This is a genomic window from Clostridium sp. D33t1_170424_F3 (assembly GCF_015667585.1).
Taxonomy (GTDB): Bacteria; Bacillota; Clostridia; order Oscillospirales; family Acutalibacteraceae; genus Anaeromassilibacillus.
In genome coordinates, this window is sequence record NZ_JADPEG010000019.1 from 57,710 (window position 1) to 71,259 (window position 13,550).

The window sequence follows — 13,550 nt, forward strand, 5'->3', positions numbered from 1 at the left end:
TATTTGATAAAAAATAAGACAGCCCGCAAAGAATGTTCTTTGCGGGCTGTCTGTATCTATAATAATGGTCAACTCAGTAAAATGGACTTTGCGGTAATCACGCCGTTCTCATCCCGGCTGAACTGGACGGCGATGCGTTTGCCGTCGTTTTCAAATTCGTGCGGAAATTCCGACGGGCCGATCTGCCCTTCCGCGAAGAGCATGGAGGGGTCGATGGCGACTTCCGCCCCGTCAAAGCTGTAATGCGCCATGCCGAGCTCGTCGTAGGTGACTTCCTTTTCAGAGCCGGGGATGACCGTGCCGTTGGCAAGCTCCGCGGCCCAGTCGGTTTCCGGTTCACTGTCCGGTTCGTCCGGTTCCTCCGGCGGGTTCAGGAGGGACTCCAGATAGGCGTCCGCCTTTTCGTGATCGGCTTTGGACGCGTCCAGAGGAAGGTCGAACAGCGCGCACGCGCCATTGTAGGAGGGATTGGCGCGCACTTCGCCGCTCGATTCGTCGTAATCAAAGGCGTTGGTGTCATAGAAGCTGCTGGTGCTGACGCAGAGATACAGGCCCCGGTCCGCAAACATCTCGATGCCGTCGCACTCGATCAGGCGGTATAATACGCCGTCGCTGACGATTTCCGAATAGCCGCCGTTCATGGAGGCGATATTGACCTGCCACGGCATCTGGCCTTTAATCAGGGGAGAGACGAAGAACGGCGGGTCGCCGTAGGCTTCATCCTGCGGGCCGGGCATGGCGGAGCCGTCCTGTTTGGCGATGGAAAGCACCGCGTATGTGCGGTCCGACTGTACGTTTTCGGAGGAGCCAGCGAAGCCGCTCATCCCTTCTCCGGTAACAATGCCGTGCAGGGTAAAATGGTATGCGCCGGAATCGACGCTTTTGTTGATGGCAACGGCGTCTTCGCTTTCAAACGCCGCCGCCAGGGCGGCGTTCCCGGTCGCCTTTTCGGCGGCGTCCCTTGCGGACAGCAGCCGCCACGAGGCGAACGCCGTCAGGGACAGTGCGAGGATGAGCGCCGCCGCCAGCGCGACGGACAGGAATCGTTTATGATTGGATGTTGACATCGTTTTTCTCTCCTTTATCCGGTCAATGGTCGTTTGATTCAGGGCTTTGGAAGGGACCTGAGCCGGGGAAAGGGCCTGCCGCAGCAGACGGTCCAAGTCATGCTCGTTCATATTGTCTGGCCTCCAAATCTTGTTTTATCGCTTTGCGTGCGTGATGCAGCCTGCTTTTGACCGTCCCCTGGGGGATTTTCAGCGCGGCAGCGATCTGCTCCACAGACAGGTCCGCCGTGTAGTACAGGTATAGGGGGACCCGGTACCGTTCCGGCAGATTGTCCGCCGCGCGCCACACCCATTCGCAGAGCTCGTGCGAAAGGACGATCTCCTCCGGAGTGAGTTCGTCAGTGCAGGCGCGGTCGGTTTCCTCGCTCAGCGCTTCCGTCGGCGCGATCCGCTGCCGGCGGGCAAACTTGCGGCGGCGGTCCTTCCACAGGCGCAGGGTGATAGAAAACAGGAATCCCTTCGGGTTGCCGTCCGGGTCGATTCGCTGACGCAGCTCGGTCGCCTTCAGGAAGGTCTCCTGATACAGGTCGTCCGCGTCGGACTGGTTTTTGGTCAATTGCCAGCAGAAGCTGTAAATGGCTTTGCCGTACAGCTCAATGCATCGGCTCAATTCGGTACAATTCAAATCGTCCATCCTTTCCGAATGGGAATCCTTGTTTTGGGGAGGTTGGTCCCCGCGGCCCTTCACCCCGTAATGGACGCGGGGAGGAAAGCGGTTCACGGGTTTCTGAAAAAGTTCGGTTGACTTTTAAAGAAGCGAAGCGTAAAGTTGTATTGACAAAACAAACGATTTCGTAGGAATGGGGGCAAAACCATATGGCGAAGAGGCCCGTTACCACCCTGTTTTTGATGACCTCGGCGGATGGGAAAATCAGCACCGGCGCGTCCGACCAATTGGACGTCGACCGGGACTTTTCCACGCTGGACGGCGTGAAGGAAGGCCTGCATCAGTATTACGCGCTGGAGGCGCAGACGGATTTGTGGTCCTTCAACACCGGCAGGGTGATGCAGAAAATCGGCGTCAACGAGCGGACGGAAGCACCGGAACCAATGGGCGTGTCCTTTGTGATTGTGGACAACCGCCCGCACCTCAATAAAAACGGGATTTCCTATCTGTGCCGGTGGGTGCGGAATTTGGTTCTGGTCACCACGAACCGAGAGCATCCCGCGTTTTCCGTTCAGGAGGAAAACCTGCGGGTGATTTATCAGGAAAAACTGGATTTAAAGCAGCTTTTGGAACGGCTGGCGGAGGAACACAATGTGGAGCGGCTGACGGTGCAATCCGGCGGAACGATGAACGGGCTGTTTTTGCGGGAAAAACTGCTGGATTATGTAAATATAGTGGTGGCACCGGTGTTGATCGGCGGGAAGGACACCCCGTCCTTGATCGACGGCCCTTCCATCACGGAGCGGTCTCAGCTGGACCGATTGGGCATTTTACAGTTGGAACGGTGCGACGTGCTGGCGCATTCTTACCTGCACCTGTGTTACCGGGTTGTCCGTTAAAAGAAAAAGGAGGGATTCCCTATGCCGGCGTATCGGGAAATTGACATGCAAACCTGGAAGCGCGCGCTGCACTGCCATGTGTTCCGGAACAGCGCGCAGCCGCAGTACGGCGTCAGCTTCGAGCTGGACCTTTCAAACTTTTTGCCCAAAATCCGGGAAAAAGGGCTATCGTTTACCTTTTCACTGATCCATACCGTCACAAAGTGCGCCAACTCCATTGAGGAGTTCCGCTATCGCTTTGAGGGCGGCAAGGTGGTTCTGTACGATCAGATCCACACATCGTTCACCTACCTGAACCCGGAAATAGAGCTGTTCAAGGTCGTCAATGTGGAAATGCGGGACAGTCTGGAGGAATATGCCGCCCTCGCGGCGGAGACGGAGCGGAACCAGGCCTGCTATTTCCCGGGTACGGCAATGCGCAACGACGTGTACCAGTTCTCGCCGTTCCCGTGGGTGTCCTTCACCCATATCTCCCACACCGATTCCGGCAAGAAGGACAGCGCCACACCGCTGTTTGACTGGGGAAAGTATTTTGAGCGGGACGGAAAAATTCTGCTTCCGTTCTCTGTGCAGGTGCATCATTCCTTTGTGGACGGTATCCACATCGGGAAACTGGCGGAAGCCCTGCAACGTGCGTTGGACACAATCTGACAATGCGAAAAACAGCGGTGCTTCCATTAGGATTGGGAGGGATTTCTCCATGAAAAGAAAAAATAAAATTATTTTTGGCGTGATAACCATTCTCTTTGCGTTGATTTCCGCCGGTATTGGTCTATGGCTGTTAAGCGCCGCCGAATACGCATTCACCGTTCGATTTGTTATGGGCTTTTTCCTTATGTTTACGCCGGTTATAACCGCGCTTGCAATCATCAATCTCTTAAAAAAGGACCGGTAATGTCCTGTGCCGTTTTATTCGCAGGGTTTAAACAGGCCTCCGTTTCAGCTGGTTAACGGGGAACCCATTTGCAGCCTAATGATGCCCGCAAACGCGGCTTATGCAGTAAAAACCGGCTGCATTTCAGGTGTTTGCGTTCCTGCCGGCTGACCCGGCAGGAACGGAGTTTTTGCTGGTTTACAGGTTGGAAATCTGGCGATTTTCCTGATGGAATAAAAGCAACCGCCCGCGGCTGAATCGCTGCGGGCGGTTGCTTTTACTCCCCGGTTTCCTCCAGCAGATTCCGGTATTCCTGCACTTTGTCCAGAAACTCCTGCCAGCGCCCGTTGTCCCGAATGGTTTCCGGGCAATTCTTTTCCATAAAATCCGCGTGCTGTTTGACGTCCTTCAGGTCCAACCGGTAGGTGTCCAGCAGATAAGCGGTCAGCCGCGCGCCGTTGTCAAAGGTCTTTTCAAAATCGCCGTCCGCGTTGACGCAGAGCTCCACGCCGATGCCGCCCATGTTGCCGCCGCCGCGCGTGCGTTTGTCCCCGGCGTGCCAGGCGACCTCGTCGTCCGGGATGTGGTGGTAAATCTCGTGGTCGTCCACCGTGTAGTGCCAGGAGGTCGTGCCGCTGTTGCCGCTGAGCAGGTACGCGCTGTGGCTCTGCGCACCGGAACCCTCGGAAGCGTTGCCCGTCTCGTGGATAACGACGTATTGCACGGTTCTTTTGTCGCCGGGGCGCGCGGGCAGGGTTTCCGGGACCAGCTCCGTATGTACCGGGATGCCGAAGACCTCCTCCGGAAACACGGGGTCCACCGGCGGGCGGCTTTGAAAGGAAAAGGTCACGATCAGAAACGACGCCACAATGACAATAAAAAGCGCAACGGGAACCGCGATGGCCCATCTGCGCCACGCGGCTCCCCGAAAATCATTCCAGTAATGCAAAATGCAAGACCCCTCTAGTATTCGATTCCCCTGCGGGCAGAAATCCCCGCATCGTAGGGATGCCTGATCTTTTGAATCTCAGAGACGTAGTCTGCGAGCTGTACAATTGATTCCGGCGGGTTGCGCCCGGTCAGGACCAGTTCCAGCTCCGGCGGTTTGTGCGCGATGAAATCGAGCACTTCCGCTTCCTTCAGCATGCCGGTGGACAGCGCGCCGAAGCACTCGTCCAGCACCAGCAGGTCGCACGAACCGGCTTCCGCCGCCGTCCGCGCCTCTTGCAGCATCCGCGCGCATTTTTCGGCGGTCTCCAGCTTTTCCGCGTCGTTCATTTGAAAGGTAAATTTGACGCATTTCTGCGGGGGGATTTCCGAAAAGCCGGGAAGTTGGCGCAGTACGTTCAGCTCGCTGGAGGAACCGTCCTTCAAAAACTGGCCCAGCAGGACGCGTTTTCCCGCGCCGCAGGCCCGCACGATCAGGCCCATCGCCGCCGTGGTCTTGCCCTTGCCGTCCCCGCAGTAAATATGCAGCAGTCCTTTTTCCATAGGAACCTCCTGAAAGGTTGACCGCAATTCCAGCCAATAAGATCGGCTGAAATCGTTCTAGCCCAGTTGTTTCAATTCGTTTGCTGAGAGGGAATAGCGGTACGCCGTTCCGTCGGATGCGGTCAGGAACAGGCCGTCCGAGGCGGGATAGAGTTGGCGGAAGTCCTCCGTGCCGTCCCGCACCTGGGAGATCGCGCCGCGGTTCAGGTCGAGCGCATAGAGGCTGTTTCCCTCTGTGGAGTGCGCGTCCGGCCCCAGCATAAAGTAGACGGCGTCGCCCTGCAGGGCGATATTGGAGACCACCGTTTCGCCGGTGAGCCGTTCGCCCCCGGAACCGTCCGTCTGGATGGAGCAGAGGTAATATTCCTCATCGAGATAGAACAGCTCGTTGTTCCACACGTAGAACGGTTCGGCGGTCGTGCTGCCGGAAAGCCAGCGCGCCGTGCCGCCGTTTGCGTTCAGCGCATAAAACCCGCCGCCGGAAAGGGAATAGTAGAGGGTATTGCCGCTCAGCGCGGCCTGGGAAACCGTTCCGCCCGCGGTCCTGCCGTCCGCGGAGAACAGGATTTTTTCCGTTGTTCCGTCCACCGAAACGCGCAGGATCGTGTAGGGAAGCGGTTCCTTCCACGGCTCGCTGCTGTTGGCGTATAAATATAAATATGCGCCGCTTCTGCCAAATAGATGCACGGTAAATTTTTGATTGGCGAGAAGCGCTTCACTGTTGAAATCGCGCAGCAATGCGGCGTTTTTGCCGTTTGTGACGTGATACAGCTTGTTTGCGGCGGTGTAGTAGAAGCCGTCCGGGGCTGCAAGCAGGGAATCCGCGCCCGTAATCCCGGCGTCGGTCAAAGTTGTTCCGTTCCAGAACTGAATCGTTTTTCCGCCCGGCTGGTATGCAAAGGCGGAGCCGCTGGCGGAAGCGAGCGGGGCTTCCAAGCTAAACGCCGCACCGGTCAGGGGCATAGCGCCGTTCTGTGCGGGGGCCTGCGGTTCGGCACCCCTTGCAGCGGGGGGCGGCGCTTCGGAGGAATTGTTTGCCGCGCGGTCTTCCACGGACGGTGCGGATTCCTGTTCATTCGCTTTCTGTTCCGCTCCGCCGCCGGCCTCCCTGACATCCCGAGATTCCTGCACGAATTCCTTGCGGTTTTCCGCCGCGCCGCCGTCCATCCCTTCCTCCGGGGCGATCTGTCCGGAATATAACTCAACCCCCGGCGCGGATTGGAAGGACGTCCCGTCCAGCTCCTGTTTGGCGTCCGGAAGCGGTTCCATCCGGGCCATTTCCGGCGTGGCCATTGGCGTGGCTTCGTTCAGCCCCATCGGCAGGATGAATACCGTGCTCAGGACGAAGACGAATAACAGCGCAAAACAGACCTGCGCGGCGGGCCGCCGGTAAAACGGCAGCGCCTTCCAGGCGTCGCGCGCCGCCTGGCGCTCCTGTAATTGGGCGGCTTTCTGTTCCGCCAGCTCCAATGTGCGTTGTTCAAAATCCTGCGGCAGGGACAGGTGGTCCATCGCCGCGCGATAGGTTTCCCGGTTGTCAATGGGGTCAAATGCGTCAGGCTTCATCGTCAAATCCTCCTTTCAGCGCACTTTTTAAGGCCGTGCGCCCGCGCGCCAGCCAGGTGCCCACCGTAGCGGGCTTTTTATGCAGAAGGTCGGCAATCTCGTTGATGCTGTACCCTTCATAGTAATAGAGATGAATTGCGTTGCGGTAATTTTTGGGCAGCTTTAAAACCTCTTCCAGCACGCCGGTTTCTTCCTTCGGCATGTAGCTCAGGTCCTCGGAAAGGCCCTCCGTCCGCTTGTTCCAAAAGCTTTTGGCGTGGTTGCGGCACCGGTTGATGGTGACGCGGATCAGCCACGCCTTTGCGTGCTCCTCGCTCTCAAATTGGGGCTGCTTGGTCAGCACGCTCAGGAAGACGTCCTGTGCGATGTCCTGCGCGTCCTGCATGTTTTTCACATTGGCAAACGCAACGCGCAGCACCATAGCGGAATATGTTTGCAGCAGCTCCGGGAATTCCGGAAATGCCTGCTCCAATTTTTCCAAAAGGCGTCCTCCTCTCTATGTATGATACAAGTCAATCAGCCCGGATTTTTCACCCGCCAGAAACTGGCAGCAAAAATCGGAAGCAAGTCCTATTATAAGATAAAATGCCCCTTTATACAACAGGGGAAGAAAGGGATTCAGGATTCCGCATCATCGCTGAAGCCGCAGGTTTTATCCGTGAGGATTTCCAGCATGATGCGCGCGCCGGTGCGGAACCCGTCGAGATACGTTTCCTCGGTGGTGATGCTCTGCATCTGGCTGTCTGCCTGCTGGTAGCGCCGCATGTATTCTTTGGGTGTTTCATCCAGATGCGCCAGCAGATAATCCTCGCATTCGCAGAGCGTTTTCACGGCTCTGTCATAGGCGGGGGGCGCGTGGAAAGGCTTTTCATTGGGGCAGAGGTTGCCGTAGTAGAATTCCTGTAAAACAGATTTCATTTTTATCACTCCTTGACTATCACTTAATAGTGATAGTATCACGAATAGGTGATATTGTCAATCTGTTTTTTAAATTTTCTATCGGATTTTATTTTCATTTGTTTGAAAATGCAGTTTTTTAATAGTATACTTAGCATACTGATATTAATAACGAAGAATAAGCTTATAAAAATGAGGAGAACATGACTCATGACAATGGCTAAAAAAATAAAAATAGTTTTAGTAAAAAAACAAATGACTGCGGTGCAACTGGCTGAAAAATTGGGGACTTCCCCTTCCAATTTATATAATAAATTTAAGCGCGATAATTTTTCTGAAAAGGAACTTGTGGAAATTGCAGAAGCACTGGGCTGCAAATACGAGGGCTTTTTCTTTTTGGATAACAATGAAAAAGTTTAAGCGGGTGAAAAGGATGTGGTCAAATGATTTCCAGAAAGATAAATAAATCGGATATGAACGCCTGCGTCGCGTTTGTCGAAGTCGTGAAGGATGACTTTGCGGGTTATAAAGAAGAAGAATTCCAGAAAGCGGTGCAAGATGGCATTGCGGACGGAACAGCGCTTTTGGCGGAAGAAAACGGCATAATTGGCCTGTTGTTGTTTTCGCGCGAGAAAAAGGAATTGGAATTTTTGGCGGTTCACCCTCGGGCGCGCAGAAGAGGTGTGGCCAAAAGGTTGATTGAAATGATGGCTGCGAACTTCCAGTCAGGTGATGTGATTTCTGTTGTCACGTTCCGGGAGGGCGACCCGAAGGGGATTGCCGCACGGGCCTGCTATCATGCCTGCGGATTTCAGGATGATGAACTTCTGGAGGTTTTTCACTATCCCTGTCAAAAAATGGTCTATTCGATTTCGTGAATTATATAAAGAAGGGCGGCGTCCGCAGACGCCGCCCTTCTTTGTTGGCTGAAATCAGCCTCTTTGCTCAATTTCATTGATAAGAAGCGTTTTGCAGAGGCGCATCGCCTCAATCATTTCCCGGAAGCGCCTGTCATGCGGCGTTCCCTCCGCAAACTTGCGCTGTGCTTTTTCGCATTTGCTGATGATGGAGGAAATGGGCGGAAGCGCTGCCAGCAGCTCCTCCTTTGAATAGGAATCCGTTACGGATTCATGCAGCAGCAGGGCCTTCACAATGGTCAGCGCCTTGATCCGGTTGCGGAGCAGGGAGTGCTGCGGGGTTCCCTCCGCAAATTTAGGTTGGATCGCTTCGCACCGGCGGAGCGTGGAAACGACGACCTGTAAAGCGCCGTCCCGTTTTTCTTTTATATCATCGCTCATTTTCGCGGTTCCTTTCCCTGCAAATCAAACGGGTGATTCTTTGGTTTGCAATGTATAGAGCGCAAGGCTTGTCAAACCGATGCCCAGCATCGTGATTCCCGATTTTACATCTAACCCGTCCAAAACAGACAGGACAACCACGGCAATTCCCATTGCCAGCGCCACGCCTTTGAAGATCAGGCTGATAATCTCTTTGAAATTCGTTTTGGAAGAGCGGTTCTCCGTTTTGCTTTGCATCAGTTCATTGACAGAGACGTTCAGAACGTCTGCCAGATGGGGAAATGCGTTTACGTCCGGACAGGATACATCGCGTTCCCACTTTGAAACCGCCTTGTCCGTAACCCCCATTTTATTTGCAAGGTCGAGTTGGGTCATCCCCTGTTTTTTTCTCAGTTCAGCAATCGTCATGCCCAGCGTTTTGTGATTCATATGCGGCGCCTCCCGTTTCATTTGAATAAATGATATCACGATTATAACAGGATACACAACCGATTTGCAGTTGAATGGTGTAACCCGTTGGTTTAGCCGCGGTTTAGTTGCGGGCAATCGGCTTTTTTGATTGTAAATTTGATTCTATCGGTCCCTTGCGGTTCAAAAAAAGTATAACAGTAACAGAAGGGCGGCATCCGCGGACGCCGCCCTTTTCTTCCAGGCCATTTATCAAAACAAGTCGCTGTGCGTGCCGGTACGGGTCAATAATAAGGTCAGCGTTTCACGCTCAATTTTATAAATCAGCAGCCAATCCGGCATAATGTGACATTCCCTGTGCCCTTCGTAGCTGCCGGATAAATTGTGGTCCCTGTATTTGGCGGGCAGCGGCTGCTCACTGCATAGAAGCTCCAAAACATCTTGCAGCAATTGAGGGTTATAGCCGCGCTTGATTACCGCTTTATAGTCCTTCTTAAATTTGGCTGAATACCGTATGTCAAGCATTCAGGTCCTCCATCAGCTCTTTCACGCTGTGGAACGGCTTGCTGAGGTTGCGTCCGTGGTTCGCATCGTCAATTGCCGCTAAAGTTTCCGCATTGGGAACATCGAGGGCCACGTCAAACGGAATTCTCTGCTGCCGCACCATTGTTTTTGCAAAAATGTTGAACGCTGTCGTCATATTTAATCCAAGTTCATTGCAAAGGCGGTCAAACTGCTGCTTCAGATTTTCGTCCATACGGATATTGATATTTGTCTGTGCCATCCATCGCACCTCCTGCGTTTATTTGTTATATACAGAATAGCAGATTTTATTTATGATGTAAACACAATATCGATTAATTTATTTGCAAAATGTGTGCGTTGTACGATTATTTCTACAGGGAAGCTTACGTGTGCACAGCCGCCCTTCATACTTTTGCCGCGCGCGGGGGATACTGCTTGTAAAAAGCTGCGGATTTCTTCGGCTATTTGTCAGTAAAACATAAAACAGCCGTCACACAGCGGTCACAATGCGCTGCGATAATAAAAGCACACCAAAGAGAACAGAACAAACCAAATGACGATAAACTTTTTTGGAAAGGATTTGAGGTCTTATGTATAATCCGAACGAAATGAACCATACTCCCAATGAAGGCTTCGACAACAGCCTGGAACACGATACAGCGGAATCGATGAACGTTTCCGCGCAGGATTCCACCATAAACAGCGAGCCTGTGGAAAACAGCGAATACCATTGGAGCGCGGCGGAGTCCCACTCCGAACCGGCGGCGGAGGCCGTGGCTCCGGAGGAACCCCATACGGAGCCCGTTATGAACGCCTGGCAGCCGGATAACGCGGGCCAATACGCGCAGAGCCAGCCGGAGCAGGGGAATTATTCCTACTACGGGTCGAACGGCCCGGCAAACGGCCAGCAATATCCCTACGGCGCGTATTCCAATCTGCACGGCGGTTCCCAGCAGTACACCTACGGCGGCTCCTACCAGCAGCCGCAGCAGCCGAACAGCTACAGCGGGCATCAGAACCAGGTGATGTGGCAGGGCGATTACTACCACAGCTACCAGAATCCGCAGCCGTCTTACGCGGCGCAGCCCAAGCCCAAAAAGGAAAAGAAGCCCATGGGCAAGGGCAAAAAAACCGCGCTCAAGGTGATTGCAGGCGTGATGGCCTGCCTGATGATCTCCGTTGGTTCCATCGGCGGGTTTATGGCGCTGATCAACAACGGGTATATCTCTGTGAACAACTCCGGCAGTCCGACGGACCCGGCCTTCACCATCAACAAGCTGGTGGACAACAACCAGCCCACCGCGACCATCAACGGCCAGCTGACCTTGCAGCAGATCGCGGAAAAGGTGGTTCCTTCCGTCGTGTGCATTCAGAATTACCAGAAATCCACCAACAGCTATGAATACTTCTTCAACGGCGGACGCCAGCAGGAAGAAGCGGGCGATGAGGTTTCCCCGGTCGGCGAGGGCTCCGGCGTGATCGCCACCAGCGACGGCTACATCATCACCAACGCGCACGTGGTGGACGGCGCAACCTCTTTGAAAGTGATTACCTCCGACGGCAAGAGTTATGAGGCTAAGCTCATCGGCAGCGACAGCATCACGGACCTCGCCGTCATTAAAATAGAAGCCACCGGCCTGACCGCCGCCGAATTTGGCTCCTCCGGAGACCTGAAGGTCGCGGATACGGTCATGGCAATCGGCAACCCGGGCGGCCTGGAGCTCAGCTCCAGCGTTACAGTCGGATATGTTTCCGCGCTGAACCGCCAGATCACCAACAGTGAAAACGGCTACACCATGGACTGCATCCAGACGGACGCCGCGATCAACCCCGGCAACTCCGGCGGCGCGCTGGTCAACATGTACGGCCAGGTGGTCGGAATCAACTCCAGCAAGATCGTCGCAACCGGCTATGAGGGGCTCGGCTTTGCCATTCCGATCGACGACGCGCAGCCCGTGATCAGCAACCTCAAGGACTACGGCTACGTCAAGGACCGCGCGGTGCTCGGCATCTCCGGCCAGTATCTGGACAGCATGTCCGCCCGCTTTTACGGGCTGACCCCCGGCATGTACGTCGCGTCCGTCAACAACCAGTCGGTTGTCGACGCGGGCATTACGCAGGGCTGTATCATCACCAAGATCGACGACAAAGCGATCTCCAACAGCTCCACGATTACCTCGTATGTCAGCAAAAAGAAGCCGGGTGAAAAAGTGACGCTCACGGTGGTCAACGATCTGACGGGCAAAACCTTTACGGCGGACGTCACGCTGGTACAGGCCAGCGGCCAGTAACGCCCATCTGAATTGCTTGCAAGACTCTTTTTCATAAATTCTTCCTTATCCAAAACCGGAAGGGCGGGGCCGCAATGGCTCCGCCCTTTCCGGTTTTACAGGGAGAACGGGGGACGCCCTGCAGGCGTCCCCCGTTCCACACTTTCATGAGAATTCCTTATTTTCTCTTGTACTTGGACATATCAATGGCAACCGCGACGGCGATGATCACGCCTTTGATGATCTGCTGCCACATCGGGCTGATGCCGATGAACTGCAGGCCGTACTGGATGACGGTGAAGATCAGCACGCCGCTGACAATGCCGCCGACCGTACCGATGCCGCCGTTCAGGGATACGCCGCCGACCACGCAGGACGCGATGGCGTCCGTCTCATAGCCGTTGCCATAGTTGTTGGTTGCGCCCGCGGTTCTGGCAGCCTCCAAAACGCCGCCCACACCATACATAAAGGACGCAAGGATAAAGATAAACAGGATGGTCTTGAACACGTTGACGCCGGAAACAACAGCCGCCTCGCGGTTGCCGCCGATGGCGTAGACGTTCTTGCCAAACACGGTTTTATTTAAAACAAACCAGATCGCGACGGTAAACAGTACGGCGATCGGGATCAGGATGGAAATGCCGTTGAAGGAGCCAATTTGAAAAAGTCTGGTCTGGCCCAGCGCGGTGAAATCGGCGCGCACGCCGCCGATCGGCTGGGAGTTGTTCGGAGGCATGTCGAAATACAGAGAACACGCGCCGTAAATCATAACCTGTACCGCCAGCGTCGCGATGAAGGGGTGCATGTCGTATTTTGCCACCAGGAAGCCGTTCAGCGCGCCGAAGAGCATACAGGCCGCGATTGCCGCGATAATCGGGATAAACACCGGAATCTGGGGCAGATCGGGATAAAAACGGTTGGCGTATGTAGCCGTTTGCAGCATGGAGGTGGAAATGACCGCCGCCAGGCCGACCATACGTCCGGCGGACAGGTCCGTGCCGGCGATCAGCAGGGCAAAGCAGATGCCCAGGGCGATAATCAAACGGGTGGAGGACTGCGTCAGAATGTCCAGCAGTACCTGAATCTGCATGAAGCGCGGCTCCAGGAAGCAGATCACGACGATCAGCACCATGAGCGCCAGCATAATCGCGTTGTTGGTCAGGAACCGTTTGGCGGTTTTTCCGGAAAAAGAGACGGTGGAGGTGAGGCGGTTGCCCTTGGTCAGCTGTAAAACGCCGTACAATACGGCGGCAAGCCCGATACCCAGAACGAACCAGGGCAGATCAAATGTCTTGGTTGCATCCAAAACAAAGTTTAAAATGATGCCGAGCACGGCGAGTACCGCTCCGGTACCGACAAATGCCAACGCAAACGATTTGCGCTGGACGATTTTTCCTTCTTGCATGCGAATGATCCTTTCTTTCTTCAAATTCAAAAATTATTTCATAAACGCGGTGGCCAGGCGCATCACCTGGACGGAGTCGGCCTCTTCGCGGCTGAGGATGCCGGTGACGCGGCCTTCGCACATGACCATGACGCGGTCTGCCATGCCCAGCAGCTCCGGCATCTCAGAGGAGATCATGATGATCGATTTGCCCTCTTTGATCAGGTCGTGCATGATGGTGTAGATTTCGTATTTCGCACCGAC

The 13,550-nt window shown here is 54.7% G+C and carries 18 protein-coding genes and 1 pseudogene; 6 read left to right on the forward strand and 13 right to left on the reverse strand.

Annotated elements, in window-relative coordinates; genetic code table 11:
* Positions 1-68: 68 nt before the first annotated feature.
* Positions 69-1,178, reverse strand: coding sequence for a hypothetical protein (locus I4V53_RS12280; protein ID WP_195985985.1), 1,110 nt, complete (start codon positions 1,176-1,178; stop codon positions 69-71).
* Positions 1,165-1,692 (reverse strand): RNA polymerase sigma factor, encoded by a 528-nt coding sequence (locus I4V53_RS12285; protein WP_502709371.1) that lies wholly within the window; start codon positions 1,690-1,692, stop codon positions 1,165-1,167. Before I4V53_RS12285 ends, I4V53_RS12280 begins: the two co-directional genes overlap by 14 nt.
* Before the next feature lie 191 nt (positions 1,693-1,883).
* Between I4V53_RS12285 and I4V53_RS12290 the strand changes: the two genes are divergently transcribed.
* The 3 genes from I4V53_RS12290 to I4V53_RS12300 are packed head-to-tail and all read left to right on the forward strand — an operon-like array spanning position 1,884 to position 3,468.
* Positions 1,884-2,573, forward strand: coding sequence for a dihydrofolate reductase family protein (locus tag I4V53_RS12290; RefSeq protein WP_195985987.1), 690 nt, complete (start codon positions 1,884-1,886; stop codon positions 2,571-2,573).
* A 21-nt stretch (positions 2,574-2,594) separates the two neighbouring features.
* The gene (locus tag I4V53_RS12295; RefSeq protein ID WP_195985988.1) at positions 2,595-3,224 is read left to right on the forward strand and encodes a CatA-like O-acetyltransferase; all 630 of its coding nucleotides are present in this window, start codon (positions 2,595-2,597) and stop codon (positions 3,222-3,224) included.
* Between the two features lie 49 nt (positions 3,225-3,273).
* On the forward strand, positions 3,274-3,468 hold the full coding sequence (locus I4V53_RS12300; protein WP_195985989.1) for a hypothetical protein: 195 nt from the start codon (positions 3,274-3,276) through the stop codon (positions 3,466-3,468).
* A gap of 256 nt (positions 3,469-3,724) precedes the next feature.
* On the opposite strand, the gene I4V53_RS12305 is transcribed toward I4V53_RS12300, so the two are convergent.
* The 5 genes from I4V53_RS12305 to I4V53_RS12325 all read right to left on the reverse strand — a co-directional run bounded on the left by I4V53_RS12305 (position 3,725) and on the right by I4V53_RS12325 (position 7,422).
* Positions 3,725-4,396 (reverse strand): peptidoglycan recognition protein family protein, encoded by a 672-nt coding sequence (locus I4V53_RS12305; protein ID WP_195985990.1) that lies wholly within the window; start codon positions 4,394-4,396, stop codon positions 3,725-3,727.
* Positions 4,397-4,410: 14 nt separating this feature from the next.
* The gene (locus I4V53_RS12310) at positions 4,411-4,938 is read right to left on the reverse strand and encodes a cob(I)yrinic acid a,c-diamide adenosyltransferase (protein ID WP_195985991.1); all 528 of its coding nucleotides are present in this window, start codon (positions 4,936-4,938) and stop codon (positions 4,411-4,413) included.
* Between the two features lie 57 nt (positions 4,939-4,995).
* Positions 4,996-6,504, reverse strand: a complete 1,509-nt coding sequence (locus tag I4V53_RS12315; protein WP_195985992.1) for a DUF5050 domain-containing protein — start codon at positions 6,502-6,504, stop codon at positions 4,996-4,998.
* Positions 6,494-6,985, reverse strand: a complete 492-nt coding sequence (locus I4V53_RS12320; protein WP_207747911.1) for an RNA polymerase sigma factor — start codon at positions 6,983-6,985, stop codon at positions 6,494-6,496. The genes I4V53_RS12315 and I4V53_RS12320 overlap by 11 nt, the downstream gene beginning before the upstream one ends.
* Before the next feature lie 137 nt (positions 6,986-7,122).
* The gene (locus tag I4V53_RS12325; RefSeq protein WP_195985993.1) at positions 7,123-7,422 is read right to left on the reverse strand and encodes a DUF6809 family protein; all 300 of its coding nucleotides are present in this window, start codon (positions 7,420-7,422) and stop codon (positions 7,123-7,125) included.
* Between the two features lie 189 nt (positions 7,423-7,611).
* Here I4V53_RS12325 and I4V53_RS12330 point away from each other — a divergent pair, with 189 nt between their 5' ends.
* Both I4V53_RS12330 and I4V53_RS12335 read left to right on the forward strand, forming a co-directional pair.
* A complete protein-coding gene (locus tag I4V53_RS12330) occupies positions 7,612-7,821 on the forward strand; it encodes a helix-turn-helix domain-containing protein (protein WP_195985994.1) in 210 nt (69 codons plus the stop codon).
* A gap of 23 nt (positions 7,822-7,844) precedes the next feature.
* Positions 7,845-8,279, forward strand: a complete 435-nt coding sequence (locus tag I4V53_RS12335; RefSeq protein WP_195985995.1) for a GNAT family N-acetyltransferase — start codon at positions 7,845-7,847, stop codon at positions 8,277-8,279.
* A gap of 54 nt (positions 8,280-8,333) precedes the next feature.
* Here I4V53_RS12335 and I4V53_RS12340 read toward each other — a convergent pair whose 3' ends face one another.
* From I4V53_RS12340 to I4V53_RS12355, 4 genes are all read right to left on the reverse strand, one after another.
* Positions 8,334-8,699: a hypothetical protein gene (locus I4V53_RS12340; RefSeq protein ID WP_195985996.1), complete on the reverse strand. Its 366-nt coding sequence runs from the start codon at positions 8,697-8,699 to the stop codon at positions 8,334-8,336.
* Between the two features lie 24 nt (positions 8,700-8,723).
* On the reverse strand, positions 8,724-9,128 hold the full coding sequence (locus I4V53_RS12345) for a helix-turn-helix domain-containing protein (protein ID WP_195985997.1): 405 nt from the start codon (positions 9,126-9,128) through the stop codon (positions 8,724-8,726).
* A gap of 231 nt (positions 9,129-9,359) precedes the next feature.
* Positions 9,360-9,632, reverse strand: coding sequence for a type II toxin-antitoxin system RelE/ParE family toxin (locus I4V53_RS12350; protein ID WP_195985998.1), 273 nt, complete (start codon positions 9,630-9,632; stop codon positions 9,360-9,362).
* Entirely contained in the window at positions 9,625-9,891 is a 267-nt protein-coding gene (locus tag I4V53_RS12355) for a type II toxin-antitoxin system RelB/DinJ family antitoxin (protein WP_195985999.1), read from the reverse strand. Before I4V53_RS12355 ends, I4V53_RS12350 begins: the two co-directional genes overlap by 8 nt.
* A 331-nt stretch (positions 9,892-10,222) precedes the next feature.
* Here I4V53_RS12355 and I4V53_RS12360 point away from each other — a divergent pair, with 331 nt between their 5' ends.
* Positions 10,223-11,923 carry a S1C family serine protease gene (locus I4V53_RS12360; RefSeq protein WP_286167147.1) on the forward strand — a complete coding sequence of 567 codons (1,701 nt, stop codon included), beginning with the start codon at positions 10,223-10,225 and terminating at the stop codon, positions 11,921-11,923.
* 157 nt (positions 11,924-12,080) lie between these two features.
* On the opposite strand, the gene mglC is transcribed toward I4V53_RS12360, so the two are convergent.
* Both mglC and I4V53_RS12370 read right to left on the reverse strand, forming a co-directional pair.
* Positions 12,081-13,307, reverse strand: coding sequence for a galactose/methyl galactoside ABC transporter permease MglC (gene mglC / locus I4V53_RS12365; RefSeq protein ID WP_195986000.1), 1,227 nt, complete (start codon positions 13,305-13,307; stop codon positions 12,081-12,083).
* A 33-nt stretch (positions 13,308-13,340) separates the two neighbouring features.
* A pseudogene (locus tag I4V53_RS12370) lies at positions 13,341-13,550 on the reverse strand (sugar ABC transporter ATP-binding protein); the annotation flags it as partial.

Excerpts from the sequence above, each read along its gene's own strand:
- I4V53_RS12280 (WP_195985985.1), bottom strand. The coding sequence starts at position 1,178 with ATGAACGAGCATGACTTGGACCGTCTGCTGCGGCAGGCCCTTTCCCCG.
- I4V53_RS12290 (WP_195985987.1), top strand. The coding sequence starts at position 1,884 with ATGGCGAAGAGGCCCGTTACCACCCTGTTTTTGATGACCTCGGCGGAT.
- I4V53_RS12295 (WP_195985988.1), top strand. The coding sequence starts at position 2,595 with ATGCCGGCGTATCGGGAAATTGACATGCAAACCTGGAAGCGCGCGCTG.
- I4V53_RS12300 (WP_195985989.1), top strand. The coding sequence starts at position 3,274 with ATGAAAAGAAAAAATAAAATTATTTTTGGCGTGATAACCATTCTCTTT.
- I4V53_RS12310 (WP_195985991.1), bottom strand. The coding sequence starts at position 4,938 with ATGGAAAAAGGACTGCTGCATATTTACTGCGGGGACGGCAAGGGCAAG.
- I4V53_RS12315 (WP_195985992.1), bottom strand. The coding sequence starts at position 6,504 with ATGAAGCCTGACGCATTTGACCCCATTGACAACCGGGAAACCTATCGC.
- I4V53_RS12325 (WP_195985993.1), bottom strand. The coding sequence starts at position 7,422 with ATGAAATCTGTTTTACAGGAATTCTACTACGGCAACCTCTGCCCCAAT.
- I4V53_RS12330 (WP_195985994.1), top strand. The coding sequence starts at position 7,612 with ATGACAATGGCTAAAAAAATAAAAATAGTTTTAGTAAAAAAACAAATG.
- I4V53_RS12335 (WP_195985995.1), top strand. The coding sequence starts at position 7,845 with ATGATTTCCAGAAAGATAAATAAATCGGATATGAACGCCTGCGTCGCG.
- I4V53_RS12340 (WP_195985996.1), bottom strand. The coding sequence starts at position 8,699 with ATGAGCGATGATATAAAAGAAAAACGGGACGGCGCTTTACAGGTCGTC.
- I4V53_RS12345 (WP_195985997.1), bottom strand. The coding sequence starts at position 9,128 with ATGAATCACAAAACGCTGGGCATGACGATTGCTGAACTGAGAAAAAAA.
- I4V53_RS12350 (WP_195985998.1), bottom strand. The coding sequence starts at position 9,632 with ATGCTTGACATACGGTATTCAGCCAAATTTAAGAAGGACTATAAAGCG.
- I4V53_RS12355 (WP_195985999.1), bottom strand. The coding sequence starts at position 9,891 with ATGGCACAGACAAATATCAATATCCGTATGGACGAAAATCTGAAGCAG.
- I4V53_RS12360 (WP_286167147.1), top strand. The coding sequence starts at position 10,223 with ATGTATAATCCGAACGAAATGAACCATACTCCCAATGAAGGCTTCGAC.
- mglC (WP_195986000.1), bottom strand. The coding sequence starts at position 13,307 with ATGCAAGAAGGAAAAATCGTCCAGCGCAAATCGTTTGCGTTGGCATTT.